28 protein-coding genes are annotated in these 24,653 nt (G+C 71.7%); 10 read left to right on the plus strand and 18 right to left on the minus strand.

Features of this window, described 5'->3' with window-relative positions; all coding sequences use genetic code 11:
- Window positions 1-24 precede the first annotated feature (24 nt).
- The gene (locus tag IT780_RS04020; protein ID WP_199509979.1) at window positions 25-1,320 is read right to left on the minus strand and encodes an alpha-glucosidase/alpha-galactosidase; all 1,296 of its coding nucleotides are present in this window, start codon (window positions 1,318-1,320) and stop codon (window positions 25-27) included.
- A 110-nt stretch (window positions 1,321-1,430) separates the two neighbouring features.
- Between IT780_RS04020 and IT780_RS04025 the strand changes: the two genes are divergently transcribed.
- Both IT780_RS04025 and IT780_RS04030 read left to right on the plus strand, forming a co-directional pair.
- Window positions 1,431-2,219 (plus strand): DeoR/GlpR family DNA-binding transcription regulator, encoded by a 789-nt coding sequence (locus IT780_RS04025; protein WP_199509980.1) that lies wholly within the window; start codon window positions 1,431-1,433, stop codon window positions 2,217-2,219.
- A gap of 9 nt (window positions 2,220-2,228) precedes the next feature.
- Window positions 2,229-3,278: a hypothetical protein gene (locus tag IT780_RS04030; protein ID WP_199509981.1), complete on the plus strand. Its 1,050-nt coding sequence runs from the start codon at window positions 2,229-2,231 to the stop codon at window positions 3,276-3,278.
- 4 nt (window positions 3,279-3,282) lie between these two features.
- Here the strand turns inward: IT780_RS04030 and IT780_RS04035 are convergent, their stop codons facing one another.
- Window positions 3,283-3,738, minus strand: coding sequence for an aminoacyl-tRNA deacylase (locus IT780_RS04035; protein ID WP_199509982.1), 456 nt, complete (start codon window positions 3,736-3,738; stop codon window positions 3,283-3,285).
- 20 nt (window positions 3,739-3,758) lie between these two features.
- Window positions 3,759-4,556, minus strand: coding sequence for an MBL fold metallo-hydrolase (locus tag IT780_RS04040; protein ID WP_199509983.1), 798 nt, complete (start codon window positions 4,554-4,556; stop codon window positions 3,759-3,761).
- A 114-nt stretch (window positions 4,557-4,670) separates the two neighbouring features.
- On the opposite strand from IT780_RS04040, the gene IT780_RS04045 reads away from it, so the two are divergent.
- Complete coding sequence (locus IT780_RS04045; RefSeq protein ID WP_199509984.1) at window positions 4,671-5,435, plus strand: SigB/SigF/SigG family RNA polymerase sigma factor; 765 nt, start codon at window positions 4,671-4,673, stop codon at window positions 5,433-5,435.
- Window positions 5,436-5,587: 152 nt separating this feature from the next.
- Here IT780_RS04045 and IT780_RS04050 read toward each other — a convergent pair whose 3' ends face one another.
- From IT780_RS04050 to IT780_RS04065, 4 genes are all read right to left on the minus strand, one after another.
- Window positions 5,588-6,475: a Stf0 family sulfotransferase gene (locus IT780_RS04050; protein ID WP_307831026.1), complete on the minus strand. Its 888-nt coding sequence runs from the start codon at window positions 6,473-6,475 to the stop codon at window positions 5,588-5,590.
- A gap of 24 nt (window positions 6,476-6,499) precedes the next feature.
- Window positions 6,500-6,823 carry an STAS domain-containing protein gene (locus IT780_RS04055; RefSeq protein WP_199509986.1) on the minus strand — a complete coding sequence of 108 codons (324 nt, stop codon included), beginning with the start codon at window positions 6,821-6,823 and terminating at the stop codon, window positions 6,500-6,502.
- A gap of 78 nt (window positions 6,824-6,901) precedes the next feature.
- A complete protein-coding gene (locus IT780_RS04060; RefSeq protein WP_199509987.1) occupies window positions 6,902-7,135 on the minus strand; it encodes a hypothetical protein in 234 nt (77 codons plus the stop codon).
- Between the two features lie 41 nt (window positions 7,136-7,176).
- Window positions 7,177-8,331 (minus strand): branched-chain amino acid ABC transporter substrate-binding protein, encoded by a 1,155-nt coding sequence (locus IT780_RS04065; RefSeq protein WP_199509988.1) that lies wholly within the window; start codon window positions 8,329-8,331, stop codon window positions 7,177-7,179.
- Window positions 8,332-8,413: 82 nt separating this feature from the next.
- Between IT780_RS04065 and IT780_RS04070 the strand changes: the two genes are divergently transcribed.
- A complete protein-coding gene (locus tag IT780_RS04070; protein ID WP_199509989.1) occupies window positions 8,414-10,447 on the plus strand; it encodes a putative bifunctional diguanylate cyclase/phosphodiesterase in 2,034 nt (677 codons plus the stop codon).
- Here IT780_RS04070 and IT780_RS04075 read toward each other — a convergent pair.
- Genes IT780_RS04075 through IT780_RS42540 form a run of 3 tightly spaced genes read right to left on the minus strand, consistent with a single transcriptional unit; the run spans window position 10,425 to window position 13,195 of the window.
- The gene (locus tag IT780_RS04075) at window positions 10,425-12,074 is read right to left on the minus strand and encodes an ArnT family glycosyltransferase (RefSeq protein WP_307831028.1); all 1,650 of its coding nucleotides are present in this window, start codon (window positions 12,072-12,074) and stop codon (window positions 10,425-10,427) included. The two genes, IT780_RS04070 and IT780_RS04075, sit on opposite strands and share 23 nt — an antisense overlap.
- Window positions 12,071-13,021, minus strand: coding sequence for a nucleoside/nucleotide kinase family protein (locus IT780_RS04080; protein WP_199509990.1), 951 nt, complete (start codon window positions 13,019-13,021; stop codon window positions 12,071-12,073). The genes IT780_RS04075 and IT780_RS04080 overlap by 4 nt, the downstream gene beginning before the upstream one ends.
- Window positions 13,022-13,069: 48 nt before the next feature.
- Window positions 13,070-13,195 (minus strand): nucleoside/nucleotide kinase family protein, encoded by a 126-nt coding sequence (locus IT780_RS42540; RefSeq protein WP_267909897.1) that lies wholly within the window; start codon window positions 13,193-13,195, stop codon window positions 13,070-13,072.
- Between the two features lie 107 nt (window positions 13,196-13,302).
- Between IT780_RS42540 and IT780_RS04085 the strand changes: the two genes are divergently transcribed.
- Genes IT780_RS04085 through IT780_RS04095 form a run of 3 tightly spaced genes read left to right on the plus strand, consistent with a single transcriptional unit; the run spans window position 13,303 to window position 16,461 of the window.
- Window positions 13,303-14,658 (plus strand): ABC transporter substrate-binding protein, encoded by a 1,356-nt coding sequence (locus tag IT780_RS04085; RefSeq protein ID WP_199509991.1) that lies wholly within the window; start codon window positions 13,303-13,305, stop codon window positions 14,656-14,658.
- Window position 14,659: 1 nt separating this feature from the next.
- Entirely contained in the window at window positions 14,660-15,562 is a 903-nt protein-coding gene (locus IT780_RS04090; protein ID WP_233412077.1) for a carbohydrate ABC transporter permease, read from the plus strand.
- A gap of 8 nt (window positions 15,563-15,570) precedes the next feature.
- A complete protein-coding gene (locus IT780_RS04095; protein ID WP_199509992.1) occupies window positions 15,571-16,461 on the plus strand; it encodes a carbohydrate ABC transporter permease in 891 nt (296 codons plus the stop codon).
- Between the two features lie 12 nt (window positions 16,462-16,473).
- Here IT780_RS04095 and IT780_RS04100 read toward each other — a convergent pair whose 3' ends face one another.
- A complete protein-coding gene (locus IT780_RS04100) occupies window positions 16,474-17,592 on the minus strand; it encodes an amidohydrolase family protein (RefSeq protein WP_199509993.1) in 1,119 nt (372 codons plus the stop codon).
- Between the two features lie 120 nt (window positions 17,593-17,712).
- Between IT780_RS04100 and IT780_RS04105 the strand changes: the two genes are divergently transcribed.
- Complete coding sequence (locus tag IT780_RS04105) at window positions 17,713-17,982, plus strand: DUF2277 domain-containing protein (protein ID WP_199509994.1); 270 nt, start codon at window positions 17,713-17,715, stop codon at window positions 17,980-17,982.
- 3 nt (window positions 17,983-17,985) lie between these two features.
- Here IT780_RS04105 and IT780_RS04110 read toward each other — a convergent pair whose 3' ends face one another.
- Entirely contained in the window at window positions 17,986-18,696 is a 711-nt protein-coding gene (locus IT780_RS04110; RefSeq protein WP_199509995.1) for a hypothetical protein, read from the minus strand.
- An 84-nt stretch (window positions 18,697-18,780) separates the two neighbouring features.
- Here IT780_RS04110 and IT780_RS04115 point away from each other — a divergent pair, with 84 nt between their 5' ends.
- On the plus strand, window positions 18,781-19,146 hold the full coding sequence (locus IT780_RS04115; protein ID WP_199509996.1) for an ArsR/SmtB family transcription factor: 366 nt from the start codon (window positions 18,781-18,783) through the stop codon (window positions 19,144-19,146).
- Window positions 19,143-19,775 (plus strand): SRPBCC family protein, encoded by a 633-nt coding sequence (locus IT780_RS04120; RefSeq protein WP_199509997.1) that lies wholly within the window; start codon window positions 19,143-19,145, stop codon window positions 19,773-19,775. Before IT780_RS04115 ends, IT780_RS04120 begins: the two co-directional genes overlap by 4 nt.
- Window position 19,776: 1 nt before the next feature.
- Here IT780_RS04120 and IT780_RS04125 read toward each other — a convergent pair whose 3' ends face one another.
- The 6 genes from IT780_RS04125 to IT780_RS41565 all read right to left on the minus strand — a co-directional run.
- Window positions 19,777-20,334, minus strand: coding sequence for a sigma-70 family RNA polymerase sigma factor (locus IT780_RS04125; protein WP_199509998.1), 558 nt, complete (start codon window positions 20,332-20,334; stop codon window positions 19,777-19,779).
- Window positions 20,331-21,086, minus strand: a complete 756-nt coding sequence (locus IT780_RS04130) for a YcnI family protein (protein ID WP_199509999.1) — start codon at window positions 21,084-21,086, stop codon at window positions 20,331-20,333. Before IT780_RS04130 ends, IT780_RS04125 begins: the two co-directional genes overlap by 4 nt.
- Window positions 21,087-21,175: 89 nt before the next feature.
- Window positions 21,176-22,534, minus strand: a complete 1,359-nt coding sequence (locus tag IT780_RS04135) for a sensor histidine kinase (protein ID WP_307831029.1) — start codon at window positions 22,532-22,534, stop codon at window positions 21,176-21,178.
- A 1-nt stretch (window position 22,535) separates the two neighbouring features.
- A complete protein-coding gene (locus IT780_RS04140) occupies window positions 22,536-23,222 on the minus strand; it encodes a response regulator transcription factor (RefSeq protein ID WP_199510000.1) in 687 nt (228 codons plus the stop codon).
- 319 nt (window positions 23,223-23,541) lie between these two features.
- Window positions 23,542-24,078, minus strand: a complete 537-nt coding sequence (locus tag IT780_RS04145) for a GNAT family N-acetyltransferase (RefSeq protein WP_199510001.1) — start codon at window positions 24,076-24,078, stop codon at window positions 23,542-23,544.
- A 165-nt stretch (window positions 24,079-24,243) separates the two neighbouring features.
- Window positions 24,244-24,653, minus strand: a 410-nt coding sequence (locus tag IT780_RS41565; protein WP_233412078.1) for a hypothetical protein, incomplete at its 5' end; no start/stop codon positions are given.

The raw sequence follows: 24,653 nt of genomic DNA on the forward strand, positions 1-24,653 counted from the left end.
CAAACGAACATTCCGGAGTGCGCGTCAACCGCGCAGTGCCGCCGGGATGAGGTCCCCGTGCGCCGCGGTCAGCTCGTCGCACAGCTCCCAGATCCGCTCCACGGGCAGGGTCGCCGCGGTGTTCGGGTCCACCATGGCGGCCTGCCGGACCATCCGGGGATCGCCCGTGACAGCCGCCTGCACCGTCAGCTGGCCGACGTTCACGAACGAACGGTTGAGCGCCGCGCACTGCAACGGCAGGTCGCCGACGCGCTCCGGGCGTAGGCCCATGGCGTCCACCACGCACGGCACCTCCACGGCGTACCCCTCGGGCAGGTTGGCGATCAGGCCGCGGTTGGCGACGTTGGCGTGCACGCGCCGCATCGTGCCGGTGGTGATGCTGTGGATGACCTGCGGGGCGTACTCGGTGGCGTCGCGGCTGACGTCGAGCGGCTCACCGGCGAGCACGGACGCGCGGGTGGCGTGGTACTCCGCCACGTTGTCCGCGCTGATCCGCAGGTAGTCGCCGACGGGGATGCGCAGCCGCTCGATCTCCTCGTCGTGGCGCAGGTACCAGGGCACGTACTCGCTGGAGTGCTCGCTCGTCTCGGTCGGGAAGTAGCCGAGCCGGCGGTACATGTCCATGCGTACGCGTCGCCGCAGGTCGGGGTCCTTCTCCAGCCGCTCGTCGAGGCGCGGGTAGAGGCTCTCGCCGCGGTGCTCCCACCGCAGAAGCCAGGCCTGGTGGTTCACCCCCGCCGCGCTGTAGTCCACCTCGTCCAGGGGTACGTCGATCAGCTTGCAGAGGTCGTGCACGGTCCAGAAGACGGAGTGGCACAACCCGACCGCCTTCAGGTCCGGCGCGACCGCCGCCAGGTAGCCGATGTTCATGGCCATCGGGTTCGTGTAGCTGAGGAACCAGGCCTCCGGGCACAGCTCGCGCATGTCCCGCGCGATCGCCTCGAGCACCGGGAACGTCCGCAGGGCGCGGAAGATGCCGCCGATGCCCAGGGTGTCCGCGATGGTCTGGCGCAGGCCGTACTTCGCGGGGATCTCGAAGTCGCGCACGGTCGCGGCGTGCATGCCGACCTGGATCGCGTTGATGACGAAGTCGGCGCCGTCGAGCACCGTACGCCGATCGAGGCTGGTCGTGATCCGCGGCTGCGCGCCGAGCTGCTCGGCCGTGCGCCGCGCGATCGCCTCGGCGGTCTCCAGCCGCTCGGGGTCGATGTCGTGCAGGGCCAGCGTCACGCCGCGCAGCTCGTCGAAGGAGAGGATGTCCGCCAGCAGCTCACGGGTGAAGACGACGCTGCCGGCGCCGAGGAAGGCGATCACTGTCATGGCGGGATTGTTGGCGTTGCACCGCAAGCGCGCAAGGAATTCTGGTCATTCGCTTGGAAACGAACTACAGTGACTGCGCGTTTGATCAATACTCCTCGAAGAAGGGCGCGATGGCACCCAGTTCCCTGCGCCGCGCCGACCGGGTGTCGGCCATCCTGGAGCGAGTGGCCAGCCACGGCTCCGTCGACGCCGGCCACCTCGCCGGCGAGTTCCGGGTCTCCCCCGCCACGATCCGCCGCGACCTGCAGACCCTCGAGGACCAGCGGCTGCTGTCACGCACCCACGGCGGCGCTGTCGCCGTCGACGTCGCGTACGAGCTGCCGGTGCGCTACCGCGTGGGCCAGCACCGCGAGGAGAAGGCCCTCGTGGCCCGCAAGGTCGCCGACATCCTGCCGAAGGGGCCGCTGACGCTGGGCCTCACCGGCGGCACCACCACCCACCTGCTGGCCCGCCTGCTCGCCGAACGCGTCGACCTGACCGTGGTGACCAACGCGCTGAACATCGCCTCCGAGCTCGCGCTGCGGCCCCGGCTGAAGCTCATCATGACCGGCGGCGTGTCCCGCACCCAGTCGTACGAGCTGGTCGGGCCGATAGCCGACCAGGCCCTCGCCGGCCTCAACATGGAGGTCGCGGTCGTCGGCGTCGACGGCATCAGCGCCCGCGGCGGCCTCACCACCCACGACGAGATCGAGGCCAACACCAACGCCACGATGATCCGCCGGGCCGACCGGGTCATCGTCGTGGCCGACGGCTCCAAGGTGGGCAAGGTGTGCCTGGCCGGCATCTGCGCCATCACCGACGTGGCGACCCTGGTGACGGACACGAGCGCGGACGCGGCGGGCGTCGACGCGATCCGGCGTACCGGCACCGAGGTCATCGTCGCGGGCCTCGAGGACTGATCAGCCGCCATGACCGCACCCGGCCCGATATTGGTGGAGACCGACGACCTGGTCGGCCTGGACGTCGGCGGAGCCATCCCCGACGGCGTGGTCATCGGCGACTGGGAACTGATCCGTTTCCCGGGGGAGGCCGTTCACCGATATGAACCGGAGTACGGGATCCGCGCAACCCCGGCGCTGTCCTGGGATCCCGTCGCGGCGTCGTACACGTGGTGGCTGCGCCGGCCGGCGGGCCGGCGGCCCCCGCTGAAGCGCACGGCGCTGACCACGTCCGATCCGACGACGGTCGGCGAGGTGCCACTGACGGCGCTCGCTCTCGCCAAGCCGGCGCCGGTGTCAGCACTCAGCCATGTGATCGCGCAGCCCGGGCACGGGGTGAAGATGACGCTCCCCAGCCGCGAGCTGGAGTACGTCGTCGATGAGGACGGCGAGGTTCACCCGCAGCGCGGCCCGTACACCGTCACCTCGGCCGAATCGGCCTCCTGGGCCCGCGATGCCGCCGTCATCGGCGACCTGGTTCAGCAAGTATTCGCCGAGGACACCAAGCGGGTACGCCGCTTCCACGAAGCATGCCGGAGGTTTCTGCGCCTCAGCCGCGAGCTCTGCAGCGGCATTTCGCCCGAGGCTCGCCTGCCACTGGAGATGTCGACCGTACTGGAGCTCCTCCTGCTGACCGGGAGCCGGGAACTCGAGATCGGCAAGCGGGTCCGGCGCGGCGCCGAGGCGCTCGCCGGTGCCGGCACGGACGTCGGAGGGCTGGTGGGCGCGATCTATGACGCCGGGTCCCGGCACCGGCACGGCGGTGAGGCGTACCGGCTCACCTGGGATGAAAGCACCGACACCTCGGCCAAGCCGCGGACCTTGAACGTGGAGGACGCGTACCGACTGCTCCGACGGCTCCTCGTGAACGGGCTCGCCGTCCTCGCCGAGGGTGAGTCGCTTCCCTTCCTGTGCGACCGGGCGCAACGGGACGACTCGACGCCGGATCGGGCGGCCGAGGCCGGCGAGCGGATCCAAGCTGCGGTTGGTCGTTTCCAGGGCCGCCTCACCCCTACCTGAGGGCTCAGGACGGGTCGGTCACATCCGCCCACGTGCCCTGCAGCGCGGACACCGCCGCGTCGGCCGGCACGTGCAGGGCCACGCCGCGCTCGCCGGCGCCGAGGCTGATCGTCCGGCCGCGGACGCGCTCGTCGGCGATCACCGGCCAAGGGCGCGCGGACCCGAACGGTGTGATGGTGCCCCGCTCGTAGCCGGTGACCTCCTTGGCGGTCGCCGCGTCGGGCATCGACAGGCGGTTGACGCCGAGCAGCGTGCGCAGCTTCGGCCAGGAGATCTGCCGGTCGCCGGGCACCAGCACGAACAGGTAGTCGTCGTCGGAGCGGCGTACGACCAGGGTCTTGACCAGATCGCGCAGCTCGACGCCCTGGGCGGCGGCGGCCTCGGCCACACTGCTGACCGGGCCGTGCCGCACCACCCGGTGCTCGATCCCGGCGGAGGTCACGGCGTCGACGGCGGTCACGTGATCACGATATCCCGCGCTCAGACCCGGACCGGCAGCTCCAGCGTGGCGCCGCGGGTGATCGGCTGGACACCGGCCAGTCCCTCGGCCCGGGCCCGGCGCAGGAAGTGCTCCAGCGGCGTCTTCTGCACCTTGTAGTCGTCGTTGTGGATCGGGATCGTCAGCCCTGGGCGAATCAGGCCCGCCGTCGCCACGCCCTGCTTGTCGTCCATGGTCAGGAGCATGCCCAGCAGCCGGGTGCCGCCGAGATGGATCAGCATCGCGTCGATGTCACCGCAGCGACGCGGGATCTCCGCCAGGTGGCTGCCGTAGAGGGTGTCGCCGGTGACGTACAGGCGCAGCCGGGTGCGGTTGTCCGCCTCCAGCTCCAGCACCGAGCCCATGACGTCGGGCAGCAGCCTGTCGACCGGTCCCGGGCCGTGCCGCCCCGGCACGGCGGTCACCCGCAGCCGGTGCCCGTTGCGGGCCCACTCGTGGGTCTCCCAGGTCGGCAGGCCCCGGACCTCGGCGAACCGCGATCGACGCAACCGGCGCTGCGCCTGCGGGGTGGTCACGATCGGCAGCTCCGGCGGAAGGTCGCGGCGCGCCTCCCGGTCGAAGTGGTCGCCGTGCAGGTGGGACAGGAGGACGGCGTCGAGCAGCCGCACGTCGAGGACGTCCAGCGCGGGAGCCTTCACCCGTTTCGTCCAGGCGCCCTTGCCCAGGTAGACCCGGCTGCCCGCGGGCCCGAAGGCGGGATCGGTGAGCAGGGTGAAGTCGCCCAGCCGCAGCACGGTCGTGGCATTGCCGACGAAGGTCACGCTCGCGTTCACCGTCATCGTCGGCGCGTACCCGGTTATCCACATCTCAACCGGCAACCAGTTGCGTCGGTTGTTGCGTCGTTTATTGTGGGTCGAGGCGGGTACTGACTGCGCTCGGCGAGAGGAATCACCATGACGATGACCAAGACGCGCGTACCCGAGAGCGGCAGCGTCCTGCTGCGGGAGATGGCGGCCACCGCGGCCGGTCCCCGGCGGGCGGCGCTGCGCGACGAGGCGGTGCGGGTCTGGCTACCGCTGGCCCAGCACCTGGCGCACCGCTACAGCGGCCGAGGTGAGCCCGACGACGACCTGCTGCAGACCGCGACGGTGGGCCTGATCAAGGCGATCGACCGCTTCGACCCCACCCGCGGCGTCGAGTTCGCCGGGTTCGCGATCCCGACCATCCTCGGCGAGATCCGGCGACACTTCCGCGACCGCACCTGGTCGGTCCGCGTGCCCCGGCGCATGCAGGAGCTGCGCATGGCCATCACCGAGGCCGGCAACGCGCTCACCCAGACCCTGGGCCGCTCCCCCACGGTCGCCGACATCGCGGCGCACCTCGGCACCACCGAGGAGGAGGTGCTCGAGGGCCTGGAGGGCGCCCGGGCGTACAGCGCGGCGAGCCTGTCGACCCCGGTCACCGAGGACGGCGCCACGTCACTGGGCGACACGCTCGGCGAGGACGACCACGACATGCAGCTGGCCGAGCTGCGCATCGCGCTGGGCCCGGCGATGGCGACGCTCGACGAACGCGAGCGCACGATCCTGTCGCTGCGCTTCTTCGGCAACCTGACCCAGTCGGAGATCGCGCAGAAGATCGGGGTGTCGCAGATGCACATCTCCCGGCTGATCGCGCGGTCGCTGGCCAAGCTGCGCACGGAGCTCACCGCCGGCTGACCCGGCGGGGCGCTGCGCGCCGAGCGCATTTCGGCTCGGCTGTCCCACGAACCGTGCCCGGCCGGGCGATGGGCCTCCCGGCCGGGCGACGGGTCCGGCCCGGTTGCAGATGCGACCGGGCCGGATGTCCTTCACGGCCGTCCCGAGGTCGGTCACGGCCCGGTCCGGTCCGGCGAAGCGCGATTGGTCCCGCGAAAGCCCGTTCGCTTCTTGAGCCTGTGGTCCTGTAGACCGGCTGGGTGCTCCCTGTAGCGGTCTGCCCATTGCTGGTTGAGGTCGTCGGCTTGGCGTCGGTGACGCGGCGCGATCCGGTGTCCGTCGGGTAGCCGCAGGCCGACGAAGCCCACAATGTCGCGGGTTGTGGCAGCCGGATCAGCGGCAAGGTGCTCGTAGCGCACTCGGTATGGCGTGATGCCGGCTGAGGCGAACCATGCCTCCCACCCAGCGTTGTGCTCGTTGATGGTCTGGACAATGTCAGTGATTCGTTCCCGGTCGTAAGCCGGTGCCCTGCCGGTGGGAACAGTGCCGCCGATCTCCCCGTTGCCGCCGAGGTACCACGCACCGGTCTGTTCGGCGCGGAGCCAGGACACCGCCTGGGCCACGACGTCATCGCGACGGACGTACACGAACCGGGAGGCGCCGAAGGTGCGCGTCAGCAGACCGACGTCGTCACCCCGCGGGTCGCCGGACAGGGCTCGGAGCTTGTCGAGCATTTCTTGGAGCGTGCCCCACATCAGCTTCGCGCCGAAGACCCCGTTCGTGGTCCGGCCGTGAGTCAGGGCCGCACGAACGTAGTCGCCGTAGCCGAAGCCGTCGTCAGGCGTGCGCGGGATCTGCCACCGCTCGGCCCAGAGGTGCTCGTCAGGGGCGCGGAAGTACGCCTGCGGATGCCCCGCGACTCCGGTGGATTCCAGCAGGCCCAACAGCAGCGAACTACCGGTACGGGGCGTCGCGCAGACGAAGTACGAAGCGGCAGGTCTCGCTGGGTCCGGTTGCGTTCTCACGGCACACAATAGGACGGGACTGGCGGCGCCTGGCACCTCAATTGTTCACCAGCCATGGGCTCAGCGGCTGCCGAGCCACTCCCCGACACCGGTTACCGCCAGAACCCGGGCCACCACGCCCCGCGCCCCCTCGGCGCGTACCACGACACCCGCCGTCCGCGCGGCGGTGCGGGCGCGGCTCAGGGCCGCGATGCCGGACGCGTCGAGGAACGTGAGACCGGACAGCTCGACGAGCACTTCGCGCACGCCCGGGCGCCCGGCCGCAGCGGCCACGGCCTTCTCCAGGTCGTCGGCGGCGGCCAGGTCGAGCTCGCCGGAGACGGACAGGCACACCATCCCGTCGTCGACGGGTTGGTCCGCGATGACGAGCGGTGGCGTCTGCATCGCTCAGCACTGTAGAGCGATATTCCTTGCCATAGAGCAACGATTGCGCATCGACGCGACCGGCGGGCCGCAGCGGGGTCAGCCGCGTGGTTCCCGCTTCTTCGCCTCGTCCGACAGGCCGCGGGCGCGCTCGGCGATGTCGCCGGCCGTCTCCGTCATCGTGTCGGCGAGCCTGTGCAACCGCTCACCGGCCGCGCCGGGCCGCTGGTCCGCGCTGGTGTGCAGGCTCTGCTCGGTCTCCTCCAGCGCCATCGCGTTCAGGTGCATCAGGTCGGCGGCGCGGGTGGTGCGATCGTGGTGCGAACTGCTCATTCCCCCGTCATTACCCGCTGGATCTTGGGTCAATCGCGGGGTCAGCCCTGTGCGGGCTGGGGGATCAGGCGGAAACCCGTACCTGTGGCGTGCAGCAGCAGGAACCGCGGCGTGGTGCGCGTACCGTCCGGGTTGAAGCTGACCGGACCGGAGAGGGCCGTCAGGTCGGTCGCGGCGATGGCCTTGCGCACCGCTTCCCGGTCGACGGTGCCCGCGCGGCGGATGGCGTCCAGCGCGATGGTCACCGCGTCGTAGGCCTCGACCGTCGACGGGCCCGGCGCCGAGCCGACGGCCGCCCGGTAGCGCTCCGACCAGGACGCGAGCTCCGGCATCAGCTCGGGCACCAGCAGAGCGGTGCCGTAGAGATCGGCGATCTGGGGTCCGGAGAGGCCGTCGAGCAGCGGTCCGTCGGTGGCGCCGTCGCCCACGACGACGATGCCGCGATAGCCGCGGTCGCGCAGGTCGACGACGAGCTGGCGGGCCTCGGCGTAGTAGCCGGTGTAGTAGACGACGTCGGCGCCGGAAGCGACGAGCGACTGCGCGGTACGGGCGTACCCGGGTGCGCCCTGCCTGATCTGCCACTCCCCCGCCACACCGAGCGTGCCCGACCGCCGGGCCGCCGCGACCGCAGACTCCGCGAGGGTCACCGTGAAGCTGGTGCCGTCGTGCACCACCGCGAGCCGGCGCGCGCCCAGCCGCTTCATCCAGTCGGCGGCGAAGTCGGCCTCCGCTGTGACGGTGCCGCAGACCAGGAAGACGCTGTCGTACTTGGGCGTCAGCAGGTCGGTGGAGTTGGACTGCGCGAGGACCATGGGTACGCCCGCGGCCCGGAAGATCTTCAGCGTCGGCACGGTGGCGCTGGAGCAGTACCCGCCCACGGACACCGTGACGTCCTGCGCGACCATGGCGTGGGCGGCCGCGACCGCCGTACCGGCGTCGCAGGCGTCGTCGCCGACCACCAGCTCGACGCGGCGGCCCAGCACGCCCCCACGCGCGTTGGCCTCGTCGACCGCCATCCGCGCGGCGCTGACCATGGCGTCGCCGGACGGGCTGCTGCGGCCGGTCAGCGGCACCAGCGTGCCGAGCCGGATCACCCCGGCCGCGGGCGCCGCGGCATCCGCCGTGTCCTGTCCCCCGGCGCAGCCGGCCGCGGACGCCAGCAGGAGGGCCAGCGCGGCACCACAGAGCAGTCGCATGGCAGGCCCATCGGTCCGGGCGTGGCGTACCTGAGGAGACCATTTCCTTCACCCGGCCACCGGACTGCCGATCAAGCCCGGCGTGGTCGGGCACATCGGTGGATCTCTGCGGACGCGAGTCGCCGGTTTCGTGCGCCGTGGCGGCGGCACCACCGCGGCGCTGGCGGCCGTGCTGCTGGCGCTGGCCGCGTACGTGCTGCAGGGCACCGCGCACACCGGCCGGGCCACCGACGAGCAGCGGCACGCCCTCGCGATCGACGCGCTGTTCTCCGAGGCCCGAACGGCGATCGCCATGCAGGAGGTGAACCTGCGGCACTACCAGGTGGAGCCGTCGGTGGCCGTACGGCAGCGCTTCGACCAGGTGGCCCAGGTGGCCGACGCCGCCCTCACCCGGGTCAGCAGCGACGGGGACAGCCGGGTACGGGTCGACGCGCTGCGCCTGCGCGACGAGCAGCGGGCGTACCGGGCGCTGGCCGTACGCCTCATCGACCTGGTCTCCGACGGCGACCCGGGCCACGTGCAGCTCGACCGGCTCGAGGTCACCCCCGCCTTCTACACGTTGCAGGACGACGCCGACCGGGTCGCGCGCGCCTACCACGAGGCCGCCCAGCGGCAGGTGGAAGCGCTGCGCCAGACGCAGGTACGGCTGCTCGCCGGCACCGCCGTGGGCTTCGCCGCCGGTCTGGCGCTGGTCGCGATGATCATGCGCCTGGTCATCGGCTACCAGCGGCGGCTCGTCGAGCAGGCCGACGAGAGCCGTCACCTGGCCCTGCACGACCCCTTGACCGGGCTGCCCAACCGCACCCTGTTCGCCGAGCGGCTGCGCGACGCGCTCGCCGACGCCCAGGCCGGCGACCACCAGATGGCGCTGATGGTGGTCGACCTCAACGGCTTCAAGGCGGTCAACGACACCCTCGGGCACCACGCCGGCGACCAGGTGCTGCTGGAGGCCGGCCGGCGGCTCGGGGTGGGCGTCGGCGACGCGGGGATCGTCTCCCGGCTGGGCGGCGACGAGTTCGCGGTGCTGCTGCCCCGGGTGCCGGGCGCGGCCGCCGCGACCGCCCTGGCGGAGAGCCTGGCCGAGGCGCTGGGCCGCAACTTCATGCTCGAGGAGGGACCGGCGGCGGTCAGCGGCAGCCTCGGCGTCGCGCTGGGCCCGCTGCACGGCGCCGGCGAGGACCTGTTCCGGCACGCCGACGCCGCGATGTACCGGGCGAAGGCCGGCGGGGGCGGGGTCGCGCTCTACGACGCCACCGCGGACACCGGCACGCCGGACCGCATGCAGCTCCTCGCGGAGCTGCGCGCGCTGCTCGAGGACGGCGATCCCGCAGGTCAGCTGGAGCTTCACTACCAGCCCCAGGTACGCCTCAGCGACGGCACGGTGACCTCGGTGGAGGCGCTGGTGCGCTGGAACCACCCCGTGCGCGGGCTGCTGCCCCCGGCGGCGTTCCTCACCATCGCCGAGACCAGCGGGCTGGAGGTCCGGCTCACCGGCCACCTGCTCGCCCTGGCGGTGCACCAGGCGGCGGCCTGGCGGCTCGCGGGCCGCCCGCTGATCGTGGCGGTGAACGTCTCCCCGGGCTGCCTGATCGACCCGGGCTTCGTACCGCAGGTCCTCGACACGGTCGCCGGCGCGGGCCTGCCGCCCGCGCTGCTGCGCCTGGAACTGACCGAGACCAGCATCATGGCCGACCCGGCCAGCACGGTCCGCGCGCTGGGCCGGATCCGGGAGCAGGGCGTCACCGTGTCGGTCGACGACTTCGGTACGGGCTTCAGCTCGCTCGCCCAGCTGCGCCACGTGGCCGCCGACGAGCTCAAGGTCGACCGCATGTTCATCAAGGACCTGGGCAGCGACGACTCCGGCCGTACGCCGGACGCGGTGATGGTGCGCAGCGCCATCGACCTGGGCCACAACCTCGGGCTGAGCGTGGTCGCCGAGGGCGTGGAGGACGTCGCGGCCCTGCTGCGGCTGCGGGAGATGGCCTGCGACCACGCCCAGGGGTACGTGCTCAGCCGGCCGGTGCCCGCGACGGAGCTGCCGGCGGCGTGCGACCGGGCCGAGGCGATCGCGCGCAAGGCGTTCGCGGCGACCGCTACGGGCGCCGGTAGATCGTGATGGAGTGGCCGACCTCGTCGATCGGCTCGCCGCTGGTGCGGATCAGCTCCGCCAGCGAACCGGTCGCCTTCGCGATCGAACTGTCCGAGATCACGACCAGGCCGTGCACGGTCTCCGGCTGCGCCCCGAGCGGGTTGCGGGCCTGGATGCCGTACGCCGCCGGCACGCCCGCGCCCTTGTAGACCAGCCACACCGGCTCGCCTGGGTAGCGCTCGCGGAGGCGGTCGGCGAGGCGCCCGAGGTCCTGTCCCCAGTCGACGTTCGAGTCGTGCAGCCGCAGGTGCGTCTTCTCGGGGCCGCCGAAGGCCTCGTTCGAGTACGGCAGGTAGTACGGGAACGTGCGCAGCGAGCTGACCGCCACGAAGACCGCGAGCACGGCCGCGGTGACCTTCGCCCAGCGCCACCGCAGGAGCACGACGGCGGCGGCTGCCACGGCGAGGAACATCGGCATGAAGATGGCGTACCGGGTGCCGAAGTCGCGGGCGCCGGTCATCGCGACGGCCAGCAGCACCACGGGCGGGACCAGCACGTACGCGGCGGCGACCCGCAGCCGGGGCAGCGCGAGCATCGTCACGGCCCCGGCCACCCAGAGCACCAGCATGCCCAGCGGGGTCTTCACCAGCAGCGCAGCGGGAAGGTAGTACCAGAGCGAACCCTGGTAGTGCCGCCCGAACAGGAAGCCGCTCCACGGGGCGTTCTCGAACGCGAACTGGATGCGCATCCCGTCGCGGTAGGACTGCGGCACCGGCAGCCAGCCGACCAGCAGGCCGCGGACGCCGTGGACCGCGGGCAGGCCGCTCGGCGGCGCCCAGCGCAGCGAGGGATCGACGGCCAGGTAGCTCAGCCACACGACCGCCACCGCGGCCACCGCGATCCCGGCCCCCGCGGCGAGCGGCCGCCACACCTCCCGCGGCCGCCGGGTCAGCACCGCAAGAGCGCCGAGAACCATGATCACGGGTACGGCGGGCAGCACGCTCATCCGCGTCGCGAGCGCGGCACCGAGCGCCACCCCGGCCAGTGGCAGATACAGCAGGGGCCGGCCCCGGGCCCGCCACGTCAGCCAGACCGAGGTCAGCAGGAAGGCGACGGCCGGCACGTCGAGCGTCGCCAGCGAGCCGTGGGTGATCACGTCGGGCGAGAACGCGTACAGGGCGAGGGCCAGCACTCCCCCGGCCGCGTTCGTCAGGTCCCGGGCGAACGCGAACACCACCAGCCCGGTGAGCAGCGTGAGCACGATCATCGGCAGCCGGGCCAGGAACATCAGCTCGTACGGGTCGTTGCCCGCCTCGTACAGCACGTGCCGGCCCAGCTGCGTCTGGTTGCCGCGGAACCCCGGGTCGAGATGCGGCCGGGCGAACGCGAGCCCGGCGGCCATGAGCAGCTTGCCCAGCGGCGGATGCTCGGGGTTGAAGCGCACGCTGTGCTGCTCGAGGTACGTGACGGCGGTGCCCACGTACACCGGCTCGTCGATCGTGGGGGTCTGCTGCACCGCGGTCGTGACCATCGCGGCGGCCATCTGCCCGAGCAGCAGCAGCACGACGGCGGGCAGCCACCACCGCCGCCGGGGGCGGTCGCGGCCGGGGTCCGGCGTCGCGGTCGCGGGCTGGTCGAGGTCGGCAGCGGTCACCGGAGGAAAGGTACCCGGCCCGTCCGGCGGAGTCCCTGGAGCACCAGAGCGACCACCTCGTCCACGCTGCGGCCGCCGGTGTCGACGCGGAACCCCGGGCCCGCCCGCTCCAGCGCCTGCGCCTCCAGCACGGCCTCGCCGGCAATCCGGCGCAGGTGGGACACGGGCCGGCCGATCAGCGGGTCGCCGGGCTGGGGCCAGCTGCCCAGTCCACGGCCGCGCAGCATGATCCGCTCGGTCAGGTCCCGGCGGCCGGCGTGCAGGCGGCACACGGTCAGCGCCGAACCTGACAGCTCGGCCTCGTACCTCGCGGCGGTCGCCCGGTCGCCGACGGGCCCGGCCATGACCAGCGTCTCCGCCCCCGCCCGCCGGTACGTCCGCCACACGGCCGCCAGGTTGCGGGCCTTGAGCCGGTGGTCGGCGGGTCCGGGGAGGAAACCGAGCTGGTCGAGGTCGGCGTACGCGGCCGGTCGCCCCGCCGCCAGCAGCGCGAGGTACACCCGGAACGCGACCGTGGACTTGCCGACGCCGGTGGGCCCGCACACCCAGAGCACGGGCCGCCCGTCCGGCTCCTCCTCCGGGCGGGCCGCGACCGGTGACCGCGATGCGTCCCGGGGCGTGGTCCAGCCCTCGGCCCGCTCGAGGACCTGTTGCGCCGCCTGCGCCACGGTCAGGCCGGTGGTGTCCACGCACGGGCCACCGATCGCGTCGAGGCCGGCGGCTTCCCGGAGCACGTGCGCGAGCCCGTCCGCGCTGCCCTGCCGGCCGGTGAGCCGACGGCTCAGCTCCTCGTCGGCGGCCCGCAAGCGGCAGACCGTCACGGCGATCCCGGGCAGCTCCTCGAGCGGCACGCCACGCCGGACGTCGACCACTCCGGAGACGACCACGCAGGTCGCACCGGCCTCGCGGTAGCCGTCCACCACGGCGGCCAGGTTCCGGGCCTGCATCCGGTGCCGGCCCGGGTCGCCGGCGGGCTCCGGGTGGCAGACGCCCAGCTAGTCGATGTCGGCGTACGCGGCGTGCACCCCGGCAGCCAGGAGCCGGGTGTACACCTCCCAGCCGACGGCGGACTTACCGACCCCGGGCGGGCCGGTCAGCCAGAGCACCGGAATGTCGCGCATCGGGTGGATCCTCGCTCCTCGCGGGCCCGGGCGCCGCCGAATTGCGGGCCGATCGACCCGGATCTATATTCGGCGCAACGGTCACTGAGCGTGATGGGAGAACGACGATGTTCCTCCGATCGATGCGCACGGCGGTGGGTACGACCCTGGTCGTCGTGCTGGCGGCGGGCTGCGGCGGCGTGGGCTCGTCCGGGTCGAAGTCCGGCGGCACCGGGCAGGCGACGCTGACCATGATGGGGTTCGGCACCGGCGACGAGATCGCCAAGACCCGGTTCGACGCGGCCAACGCGGCGATCACGCCGAACCGGGCGCAGGCGTCGGAGGGCAGCTTCAACGCCCAGCAGTTCCTCTCCGCGGTGGCCTCGAACACGCCGCCCGACCTCGTCTACATGGAGCGGCGGCTGCTCGGCACGTACGCGGCCAAGAACGCGATCCGGCCGCTGGCCGACTGCGTCGGGCGCGAGAAGATCGACATGGGGCAGTTCCGGCCGGCCGCGGTCGCCGAGGCCACCCTCAACGGCAAGCTGTACGGCCTCCCGGAGTTCTACAACAACCGGGTCCTGATGATCAACGACGCCGCGTTCGCCGACACGGGGCTGGACCCGGCCACGTTCACCACCAGCGACTGGGGCAGGCTGTCCGCCGCCGCCACCAGGCTGACCTCGATCAGCGACGGCAAGCTGCGGCGCATCGGCTTCGACCCCAAGCTCCCCGAGTTCCTGCCGCTGTGGGCCCGGGCCAACGGCGCCGCCCTGGTCAGCGACGACGGCCGGACCGCCCGGCTGAACGACCCGCGGGTGGTGCGGGCGCTGGAGTTCACCGTCGGGCTGATCAAGGCGCAGGGCGGCTGGGCCTCGTTCAAGTCGTTCCGCGACTCGTTCGACTTCTTCGGCGCGAAGAACCAGTTCGCGAGCAACCAGCTGGGCGCCTTCCCGATGGAGGACTTCTACCTCAACGTGCTCGCCGAGAACTCGCCGAAGGTGAAGCTCACGGTCGCGCCGTTCCGCGGCGTCGACGGGCGGCCGGTCGACTGGATCACGGGCAACGCGTGGGCGATCCCGGCGAAGAGCCCGCATCCCGACCTCGCCTGCAAGTGGATCAAGACGATGACCGACAGCGGGACGTGGGTCGCCGCGGCCAAGGCCCGCGCCGCCGCCCGCAAGTCCGAGGGCAAGCCGTTCGCCGGCGTGTTCACCGGCAACAGCAGGGCCGACGAGGTGATCTTCAAGGACGTCGTGCGGGCCGGCGGCAACCCGGCGTTCGACGCGGCGGTGCGGACGGTCCTGCAGACGCAGGAGGCGGGGGTCGCCGAACCGCTCACCGCGGCCGGCGAGGAGTTCAAGGCCGCCTGGCAGGACGCGGTCAACCGGGTGCTCGACGGCAAGCAGCAGCCGGCCCAGGCGCTCGCCCAGGCCCAGCAACAGGCCCAGAAGGCGCTGGACGAAGCCAACCGCGGTTCCTGAGATGACCACGATGCGCCGGCGGGAGGCGCTCGCCGCGTACGGGTTCCTGTCGCCGTGGATCATCGGTTTCCTGGTGTTCATGGCCGGCCCGATGGTGGCCAGCCTCGTGCTGTCGCTCACCGACTACGACGTGCTGACGAGCACGGAGTTCGTCGGGGCGGACAACTACCGGGAGCTGTTCGCCGACGACCGGGTGCGCCGCAGCCTGGCCAACACGCTGATCTACACCGTGCTGCACGTACCGCTGACGATGGCGGTCGCGCTGGGCCTGGCCATGCTGCTGGCCCGCGCCGGGCGCCGGTCCGCCGGCTTCTTCCGGACGATCTTCTACCTGCCGACGGTCACCCCGAAAGTGGCCGTCGGCGTGCTGTTCCTGCTGCTGTTCAACGGTCAGGTCGGGCTGACCAACGAGACGCTCGCGCGGGTCGGCATCGACGGGCCCGACTGGACCGTGGACGGCCCGTGGATCAAGCCGGGCCTCGTGCTGATGAGCGCCTGGAGCCTGGGCAGCACGGTCATCATCTACCTGGCCGCGCTGCAGAACGTGCCGCGTGACCTGCACGAGGCGGCCGAGATGGACGGCGCCTCGCCGTGGGCCCGGTTCCGTGCGGTGACCGTACCCATGATCAGCGGGGCGCTCTTCTTCACCCTGATCATTAACACGATCAGCAGCCTGCAGACCTTCGACGAGGTCTACACCGCGTTCTACGGCAGCGCCAACCAGCAGACGTACGGCAACGACGCGGCGCTGTTCTACGTCGTCTACCTGTTCCAGCAGGCGTTCCAGTTCCTCCACATGGGATACGCGTCCGCGCTGGCCTGGCTCCTGTTCCTCATCATCGTGGCCATCACGCTGGTGCAGGTACGCCTCAGCCGCCGGTTCGTCTACTACGAGAGCGAGTGAGGCGCCCGATGACCGCGCTGCAGGAGCCGCAGGCCGTGACCACCCCGCCCGGTACGCCCGACCGGCGCCCCGGGCGGCGCCGGCACCCGTGGGTGCTGTGGACCGCGCTCGCCGCGGCGGCCGTGGTCTTCGTGTACCCGTTCCTCTGGCTGGTCAGCGCGTCGCTGAAACCCCGGCCGGAGGTGTTCGACAACCGGCTGGTCCCGGAGCACTGGGCGCCGGGCAACTATGTGACGATCTGGTCGGCCGCGCCGGTACTGACGTGGCTGCTCAACAGCGTCGTGGTGGCGCTCGCCGCGGCGGTGGCCGTGACGATCTCCAGCGCGATCGTGGCGTTCGGGTTCGCGTACTTCCGCTTCCCCGGGCGCAACCTGCTCTTCGCGCTGGTGGTGGGCACGATGATGCTGCCCGGCGCGGTGACCATGATCCCGACGTACCTGATCTGGAACGAGCTGGGCCTGGCCGCCACGCAGGTGCCGCTCTGGGCGGCCAACCTGTTCGGCAGCGCCTTCTACATCTTCCTCATCCGGCAGTTCTTCCTCGGCGTGCCCCGCGAGCTGTTCGAGGCCGCCCGCGTCGACGGCGCGGGCTACTGGCGGCTGTTCTGGCGCATCGCCGTGCCGCTGTGCAAGCCCGCGCTGATCGTGGCGTTCGTCTTCGAGCTGCGGGCGAGCTGGTCGGACCTGCTCCGCCCGCTGATCTACCTGCGCGACCCGCAGCTGTACACGATGCCGCGCGGGATGAAGGCGATCCTCGACCAGTTCGGCCAGGCCGGCGAGGCCCGCTGGGAGGTCGTGCTGGCGGGCGCGGTGATCACGACCGTACCCATGATCGTCGCGTTCTTCCTCTGCCAGCGCTACTTCGTCGAGGGCGTCGCCACGCAGGGCCGCAAGGGATGAACCGGCGATGTTTCAGACCTTTATTCCGAACAGCTTTTCCGCATTTCGGTACGCGATCTTCTCCTTGGCTTCACGTGGCAGATCGACTCCCCGGAACCAGTCGGTCTGCACCTTCATGTCCGCGAACGGGTAGTCGGTGGCGAACATGACCCGGTCCACACTGATGTACTTCAGCAGGAGATCGAGCAGTTCAGTCTGGGGGAGTGCGCTGGTGGTGAACCAGAAATTGTCGTGGAAGTACTGCTCGAACGGCTTGTCCAGGCTCTTCTCGGTCACTTCGCTCATCTTCTCCAGGATGCGCTTGTAGAAGAACGGAAGCCCCTCTCCCATATGGCCGATGATGATCTGGAGCCTGGGATGCCTGTCGAACACCCCTGAGGTGATCATTCGGACGCACTGGGTGACGACTTCCTGGTGCCATCCATAGGCCGAGATGCTGAGAACCTGGTCCTGGAACTCCTTCTGGTATTCCGGCCGCATGTTGCTGTAGTAGATCTGGAAGACCTCGTCCGGCGGCAGGCCCGGATGGATGTAGATCGGCTTGCCGAGCGCTTCGGCGCGCGTCAGCAGGGGCTCGAAGTCGGGATGGTCGAGGAACTTCTTCCCGATGATCCCGTTGGTCAGGCATCCCAGGAAGCCGTCGTCGCGGACCGCGCGTTCCAGCTCGTCCGCCGAGGCTTGAGGATTCTGCAGCGGCAAGGTGGCGAATGCCTGGAACCGCCCCGGATACGTGGCCATCGGCCCGTCGACGAGCAGCTTGTTGAGACGATAGGCGAAATCGATGCCCTTCCGGCCCGGGACATTCTGCACACCTGGCGTGTGCGCGGAGAGGATCTGAACGTTGAGCCCCGCCTTGTCCATGGCGCCGATGCGGCGCGGGCCGAGCTCGGCGAGACCGGTGTCCTCGAGGAAGAGCCTGTCGTTCAGCACCATCAGCTCACGGGTGGAGAAGGTCTCCTCCGTGCCGATGAAGGGCAGGTCCTTGTCCCGCTCCGACATGTCCGAAGTCTTGTCCGAGGTCTCGTTCCCATCCCCGTCCGCTGCGGACGCAATGGCATGGGTGGACAGGCCGGCGCCAATGCCGAGTGCCGTGGCGGCGGCCAAAAAGCCGCGGCGTCCCATGGGTTTCATATGACCTCCTGGACGTGGGGTACCTCGCTTGTCTGATGGAGACTTCGTACCGAGCGAATCTGAGACGACCGTTAGAAAGCCCGGACCCGGTGCACCGCGCGCGCGGCTAGGCTCGGTGGCATGTGCCGAAACATCCGTCAGCTGCACAACTTCGAGCCGCCGGCCACCTCCGACGAGGTGCACGCCGCCGCCCTCCAGTACGTCCGCAAGGTGGCCGGCGCCACCAAGCCGTCGCAGCGCAACCAGGCCGCCTTCGACCGGGCGGTCGAGGCCGTCGCCGCCGCGACCGCCGAGCTGCTCGGCGAGCTGGTGACGACCGCGCCGCCGAAGGACCGGGAGACCGAGGCCGCGAAGGCCAAGGAACGCGCCCGGATCCGGTACGCGTCCTGACGCTCATCCGCGCCGGATCGTCACGCCCCGCAGCGTCAGGTACCACGGCGACGACGTGAAGTCCGGCCCGGTCTCCTCGCCGATGTACGCGTCGATGTGCTTGGTCCCGCCCAGCCCGGGGGTGAACTCGTCGGTGACCGTCCACCGCGCGTCCCGCAGCGCCGCGCACACAGCGGCGGCCGGGCGGGAGCCGTCGTCGGCGTGCCCGCAGTCGGAGATCCGGAACCGCACGCCGCGCGCCAGCACCCCGGGGTCCGCCGCGGCCGAGACGAACGGGCGCAGCGCCCGCCCGCCGGTGTCCCGTGGCCGGGTGTCGAGCCAGAAGCCGATGTCGTAGGACCAGTTCAGGTACGTGCCGCCGGCCGTACGACCGGTCCCCTCCTCCTGGACCGCCGCGACGAAGTCCTCCCGGTAGCTGCCGAGGTCGTCGTCGCCGTGGGAGCAGTCGACGCCCCGGCAGCCGGTGACGGGGACCGGGTCGCCGGAGTGGTAATCCTCCACCGCCGTGTAGTAGACGGTGATCTCCCAGCCGCCGCTGAACACCGGCGCGGTCACGACCGGCAGCCGCAGCACGGGCGCGCTGCTCGACGGCGCCACCGTCGGTCTCGCCGTCACGGCGGAAGCCGGCGGAGAACTCGGCAGCGGGGCCGGCCGGGCGTCCTCCGCACACCCCGCCAGCAGCAGCAATGCCGTCACCACGGCGGCCCGTCGCACCCTCAGGAGTGTGTCAGCCGGCCCGCCACGCGGAGTCGAGTTTCAGTCTTGCCTTATATAAGCCGTGCCTGATAACTTCGGCCGGTGCACGCGTTCGACGTGCTCGGGGACCCGGTCCGCCGCCGCATCCTGGAGCTGCTCGCCGACGGCGAACAGTCCTCCGGCGCGGTCACCGAGGTGGTCCGGGCGGAGTTCGGGATCTCCCAGCCGGCCGTCTCCCAGCACCTGCGGGTGCTGCGCGACAACGGCTTCGCCACCGTGCGCCCCGACGGCGCCCGGCGCCTGTACGCGGTGGACGACACCGCGCTGCGCGAGGCGGAAGCCTGGCTGAGCCGGTTCCGGCGGTTCTGGACGCCGCACCTCGACGCGCTGGCCACCGAGGTGGCCCGCGGCAAACGGCAGCGGCGCCTCACCGCCCGCGACGACGACACCACGGGAGAACACCCATGATCGACGTGAAGCAGCAGGTCAGCGACGTCCGCCGCTGGGTCGGCAACCGTACGCTCGAGGCCGGCGAGGCCCGCGTGCTGACGCTCAGCCAGGTCTACGACACCGACCAGGACGATCTGTGGGAGGCCGTCACCACCGCCGAGCGCATCCAGCGGTGGTTCCTGCCGATCAGCGGTGAGCTGCGCGAGGGCGGCACCTACCAGTTCCAGGGCAACGCGGGCGGCACGGTCTCGCGCTGCGACAAGCCGAACGGTTTCTCCGCGACATGGGAGTTCGGCGGCCAGGTGAGCTGGGTCGAGGTCCGACTCACGTCCGAGGGCGACGGGCGTACGCGCCTCGAGCTGGAGCACGTCGCGCACGTCGCCGACGAGTTCTGGGACCAGTACGGCCCCGGGGCCACCGGCGTCGGCTGGGACGGCGGGTTCCTCGGCCTCGCCAACTACCTGACCGACCCGGCCGCGGCCCTCGACCCGGAGGCGGCGATGGCGTGGGCGCTGTCGCCGGAGGGCAAGGAGTTCAACCGCCTCAGCGCCGACTCCTGGGCCGAGGCCGCCATCGCCGCCGGGAACGACCCGGAACAGGCTCGGGCCAGCGCGGACCGCACGTACGCGTTCTACACCGGCTCCTGAGCTATCCCGACAACCGGCGGCCCCCGTCGTCCGCGAGCAGCGCCACCAGCTCCTCGCGGGCGCGGGCCACCCGGGACCTGATCGTCCCCACCGGACAGTCGCAGACCTCGGCCGCCTCCGCGTACGACAGACCCAGGACCTGCGTCGCCACGAACGCCTCCCGCCGTTCCGGGGACAGCCCGCCGAGCAGGTCCCGGACGGCGACGTCGTCCTCGAAGCCGCGGCGCCCGGCCCCGGTCGCCGCGTCCGCGGCGGCCTGCCAGTCCGCCACGGCGGCGATCCGCGGCCGGGCCATCGCCGAGCGCACGTGGTCGACGGCGACCCGCCGCGCGATCGTGAACAGCCACGTCCGGGCGCTGGACCGGCCGGCGAAGCCGGGCAGGCTGCGCAGCGCCCGCAGGTACGTCTCCTGGGCGAGGTCCTCCAGCTCGGCCGGCCCGGCGAGGTGGTGCAGGAACCGCCACACCTCGCGCTGGGTGGCCCGGACGAACGCCGCCGCCGCGTCCGCGTCGCCGCGGCCGGCGGCGAGCGCCCACCCGGTCACCTCGTCGTCGATCACTCCGTGGCGGGCTTGGCCGCCGCCGGAACGGCACCGGACGCCGCCTGGGCCCGCCGGTACGCCAGCAGCCCCAGCACCAGCCCGGCGAGCCCGAGCACGATGCCGGCGACGCCCGTCCACGTCCCGCCGCTGCCGCCCTCGTCGTCGTCGCCGTCATCCGCGACGGCCGCCACGGACGGCCCGGGGGCGGCGGCCGGCGCATCGGCACCCGGCGCGCCCGCCGGCGTCAGCTTCAGCACCGGCGCGGGCTTCTCCGGCTCGGTGCCGTCGGTCGTCGGCTCGTCGATCCACCGGACGATCGTCCCGTCCGAGTACGTCTGCAGCGCCTTGAACACCACCTGGTCCACCTCCGGCAGCGGCCCCAGCGACACGTCGAACTCCTGGAACTGCCCCGGCTTGATCGCCGCGTCCCCCACCGCCGTCCAGGTGATCTTGGAGACGGCCTCGCTGAGCTGGGCGCCGTGCGCCTCGATCGGCTTCGCGAGCTTCGACTTCTGCGCCACCATGGTCCAGCCCGCGACGGGCTTGAGCGACACCGAGGCGAACGGCGTACCGGTGGGCAGGTTCACCTCGACCTTGGTGGTGTTCGCGGTGTCCGTCTCGTTCGGCACCCGGAAGGTCACCTTGGCGTACCCGCCCTGGACCGCGGTGTTCGGGTTCACGGTCACGTGCGCGGCGGCGGGGGCCGCCAGGGCGAGGGCGGACGCGGCGGCGATCGCGCCCACCACGGCCGAACGCTTCAACAGGGACATCTGGAGGCCTTTCCGACTCGGATCAACCCGGCCGGGGCGCCGGGCACGGTCATTGGTCGCGACCCTGAGGGGAAAAGTTCCCGCGAAGATCAGGCGGTGGGCAGGCGTACCTCGGCGCTGAGGCCGGGCGGCGGGGTCGTCCCCTTCAGCACGACGGTGCCGTGGTGCCGGCGGACCAGCTCACGCACGATGGCCAGCCCCAGCCCCGAGCCGCCCGCGTCCCGGGCCCGGGCGTCGTCCAGCCGGGTGAACCGGTCGAAGACCCGCTCCCGGTCGGCCGCCGGAATGCCCGGGCCGTCGTCGGCCACGGTGATTCTCCGGTACGCGCCGTCCGCCGCGACCGCCAGCCGCACCGCCGACGCGGCATGGCGTACGGCGTTGTCGAGCAGGTTGGCGACCACCCGGGCGAGCGCGTCACGGTCCCCCGCCACCCGCAGCGGGACGGCGGGACGCTCGTACTCGACGGACGGGTAGCGGGCCGCCACCTCCGCGAGCAGCTGCCCCAGCTCGACCTCGCCGGAGGGCGGCGGGGCGGCGCGGGTGCCACCGTCGTCCGAGCGGGCCAGCAGCAACAGATCGTCGACGAGGCGGCTCAGCCGTTCCACGTCGGTCAGCAGGTCACCGGCCAGCTCCGGCCAGTCCGTGGTGTCCGGGAGCCGCTGCGCGACCTCCAGCTCGGTCCGCATGTTGGTCAGCGGGCTGCGCAGCTCGTGCGCGGCGTCCGCGACGAAGGCCCGCTGCCGCGCCCGCGCGGCGTCCAGGCGGTGCAGCATGCCGTTGAGGGTCACGGCCAGGCGGTGGACCTCGTCGCGCGAGTCCGGTACGGGCAGCCGCCCCGGCCGCGCACCCCCGGTGATCTCCTCGGCGCCCGCCCGCAGCGCCTCCACGGGGCGCAGAGCGGCGCCGGACACCCGCCACGCCACGAGCGCCAGCAACGCCACGAGCGGCGGGAACGTCACCAGCAAAGTGGTACGCAGCAGGTCCACGCTCTGCGTCAGGTCGCCGGTCGGGCGCGCCACCAGCACCCTCACCCGTGCCTCCGTCGGGCCGGCGGCGAGGACGACGACGCGTACGCGCCCCTCGAGGCCGATCCGGTCGCCGGAGATGTACCTCCCCTCGCCGTCGGCCAGGTCCGCCAGCTCGCGCGGATAGAGGATCGGCGTGAGCCGGTCGGCGCCGAAGGACACCGACAGCACCCGATCGGCGGCGTCGACCACCTGCACGCGTACGGTCGGACCGGCCGGCACCGGATTCGGCAGCGACCGGCTGTTCACGAGCCCGGCCACCGCCCTGGCCGTCTCCAGGGCCTCGGTGTTCGCGGTGCGCAGCAGCGCGAACCGCATCGTGGCGACCAGCAGCACGCCGCCCGCGGCCAGCCCGACCGCGAGCACCACCACGGACACGAGCAGCAGCCGCGCCCGCAGGCCCAACCGGCGCAGCCACGCCACGCTAGGCCCCCGCGGCCTCGCCGGCCGCCTCCACCGCGGCCAGCCGGTAGCCGGCGCCCCTCACGGTCTCGAGGCGCTCCCGGCCGATCTTGCGACGCAGGTAGCCGACGTACACCTCGACGGCGTTCGCCGCGGTCTCCACCGCCGCGTCCCACACGTGGTCGAGCAGCTCGGTCTTGGAGACCACCTCGCCGGGGCGGCGGATCAGATACTCCAGCAGGGCGAACTCCCGCGCGGTCAGCACCACCTCGGCGCCGGCGACCGTGACCCGCCGATGCGCCGGGTCCAGCTCGACGTCGCCGTGGCGCAGCACGGCCGGGCGTTCCGGGGTGCCCCGGCGCAGCAGCGCGCGCAGCCGGGCGAGCAGCACCACGTACGAGAACGGCTTGGTGAGATAGTCGTCGGCGCCGCAGTCCAGCCCGTCGGCCTGGTCGTACTCGCCGTCCTTCGCCGAGAGCATGAGCACCGGCAGCCACTTCTGCTCGGCCCGCAGCTGCCGCACCACCCTGTACCCGGACAGCCGCGGCAGCATGACGTCGAGGATCATCGCGTCGTACTCGCCGTGCCGGGCCAGCTCCAGCCCATCCTGCCCGTCGCCGGCCACGTCCACGGCGAACCCCTCGGCCTGCAGGCCCCGCTGCAGCGCGGCCGCGAGCCGCACCTCGTCCTCCACCACCAGCAACCGCACGTGTCTACCTTGGCATGCCCGGCCCACCCGGCCGACCCCTTCTCAGCCCGATCACAGCCGCACCCCAGCCTGCAACGCCCGATGTTCCTGTTCGCCGCCGCGCCCCTGGCCGGGTGGGCGGTGATCTGCCTCGTCCGGGAAGATGTGCCGGCGCATTCCTCGCCGCCGGCATCGCCGGCGTGATCGCCACAGTCCTTCCGCGGTATGCGTCGAGACGTGGCTCGAACGGCACCGCTCGAAGATCGTCCACGCGGTCGCCTACCGCGTGGACGACGACAGCCGATGCCTGCCGCTGCTGCTCTCGTTGGCCCTCGAGGTGTCAGAGGGGTGTCGTGAGGAACAGGGTGGTTCCGTAGACCGCGTCCGTCTCCTTCCGGTCTGTCTCGGTGAAGCCGACCCTGGCCAGTACGCGGCGAGAGGCGACGTTCCATTCGCGGACGGTGGCCCATAAACGTTCGTACCCGGATGATTTCGCCCAGTCGAGGATCGCGAGTGAGGCTTCGGTCGCGTATCCGTGATGCCAGAATCGGCGTAGCAGCTCGAACGCCAGTTCCGGTTCCCCGTCCGGTACGCGGCCGCCGTCGATCAGCCCGCAGGCGCCGATGACGTCACCTGCGGCCTTCCGCTCTATCGCCAGCAACCCGATCGGCGATGGTTGGTCGGTACGGATGGAATCTGCGAGCTCCGCGACGGTCGGGTGTCCATCCGCGTCGATTCGGCGGTGCGGCGGTACTCGTGGATCACGTTCGATCCACAGTTCATGCTGGACGACAGCCTCCGCCGCCCGCCAAGGCCTGAGTAGCAGGCGATTCGTCTCGAGTACGACTTCGCGGCCCGGAGTTGCTGCGGCTGCCACGACAGCAACTCTCCCACGGGCGACCGCACCGTCATGCCGCCGGCCTGATGCTCACGCTGTCCGGCGCTGCGCGTCGGCGTAGGCGCCGGTTGGGTCGGCGGTCTCGCACTGCTGAACTGGGTGATGCCGAACTCTGGTTCTGTTCCTGGAAAGACGGGTTGATGCTCATCGTGATCGATCGTTGGGTGATGGTGTGATGAGATCGTCGGCAGGCTGCCGCCGCATCTCGACGTAGAGGTCAGTGAAGTCATCGAAACCAGCGTCGGTGTCGTTCTTCATGCAGCGGCGCGCAGCGCCGGGCAACGTGCTCCGTGGCATCTTCTGCGGCTGGCGCCGGATCCTCGGCGTCCCGACCGGCTGCTCAGCGGCGCCGAGCGCGACCGGTTCCTCGACCTCGTGCGCGCTCGCGGGAGGCGGCCCCGCAGCCGGTTCTCTGGGGGAGAATCCCCTAAGGCGTGTTTCATAAGCCCCGCCGAGATCTGAAGTTGCGGCGTGGCGGTGGTCGATAACTGAAGAGGTCTCCGGTATCTGGTTCTGCGACCAAGCAAGAACTTCATACCGGAGACCTCGTGGCC

This window comes from Nucisporomicrobium flavum (genome assembly GCF_016464385.1).
Lineage (GTDB): Bacteria > Actinomycetota > Actinomycetes > Mycobacteriales > Micromonosporaceae > Actinoplanes > Actinoplanes flavus_A.

Excerpts from the sequence above, each read along its gene's own strand:
- IT780_RS04020 (WP_199509979.1), bottom strand. The coding sequence starts at position 1,320 with ATGACAGTGATCGCCTTCCTCGGCGCCGGCAGCGTCGTCTTCACCCGT.
- IT780_RS04025 (WP_199509980.1), top strand. The coding sequence starts at position 1,431 with ATGGCACCCAGTTCCCTGCGCCGCGCCGACCGGGTGTCGGCCATCCTG.
- IT780_RS04030 (WP_199509981.1), top strand. The coding sequence starts at position 2,229 with ATGACCGCACCCGGCCCGATATTGGTGGAGACCGACGACCTGGTCGGC.
- IT780_RS04040 (WP_199509983.1), bottom strand. The coding sequence starts at position 4,556 with ATGACGGTGAACGCGAGCGTGACCTTCGTCGGCAATGCCACGACCGTG.
- IT780_RS04045 (WP_199509984.1), top strand. The coding sequence starts at position 4,671 with ATGACGATGACCAAGACGCGCGTACCCGAGAGCGGCAGCGTCCTGCTG.
- IT780_RS04055 (WP_199509986.1), bottom strand. The coding sequence starts at position 6,823 with ATGCAGACGCCACCGCTCGTCATCGCGGACCAACCCGTCGACGACGGG.
- IT780_RS04060 (WP_199509987.1), bottom strand. The coding sequence starts at position 7,135 with ATGAGCAGTTCGCACCACGATCGCACCACCCGCGCCGCCGACCTGATG.
- IT780_RS04065 (WP_199509988.1), bottom strand. The coding sequence starts at position 8,331 with ATGCGACTGCTCTGTGGTGCCGCGCTGGCCCTCCTGCTGGCGTCCGCG.
- IT780_RS04080 (WP_199509990.1), bottom strand. The coding sequence starts at position 13,021 with ATGCAGGCCCGGAACCTGGCCGCCGTGGTGGACGGCTACCGCGAGGCC.
- IT780_RS42540 (WP_267909897.1), bottom strand. The coding sequence starts at position 13,195 with ATGCGCGACATTCCGGTGCTCTGGCTGACCGGCCCGCCCGGGGTCGGT.
- IT780_RS04085 (WP_199509991.1), top strand. The coding sequence starts at position 13,303 with ATGTTCCTCCGATCGATGCGCACGGCGGTGGGTACGACCCTGGTCGTC.
- IT780_RS04090 (WP_233412077.1), top strand. The coding sequence starts at position 14,660 with ATGACCACGATGCGCCGGCGGGAGGCGCTCGCCGCGTACGGGTTCCTG.
- IT780_RS04095 (WP_199509992.1), top strand. The coding sequence starts at position 15,571 with ATGACCGCGCTGCAGGAGCCGCAGGCCGTGACCACCCCGCCCGGTACG.
- IT780_RS04100 (WP_199509993.1), bottom strand. The coding sequence starts at position 17,592 with ATGAAACCCATGGGACGCCGCGGCTTTTTGGCCGCCGCCACGGCACTC.
- IT780_RS04105 (WP_199509994.1), top strand. The coding sequence starts at position 17,713 with ATGTGCCGAAACATCCGTCAGCTGCACAACTTCGAGCCGCCGGCCACC.
- IT780_RS04120 (WP_199509997.1), top strand. The coding sequence starts at position 19,143 with ATGATCGACGTGAAGCAGCAGGTCAGCGACGTCCGCCGCTGGGTCGGC.
- IT780_RS04130 (WP_199509999.1), bottom strand. The coding sequence starts at position 21,086 with ATGTCCCTGTTGAAGCGTTCGGCCGTGGTGGGCGCGATCGCCGCCGCG.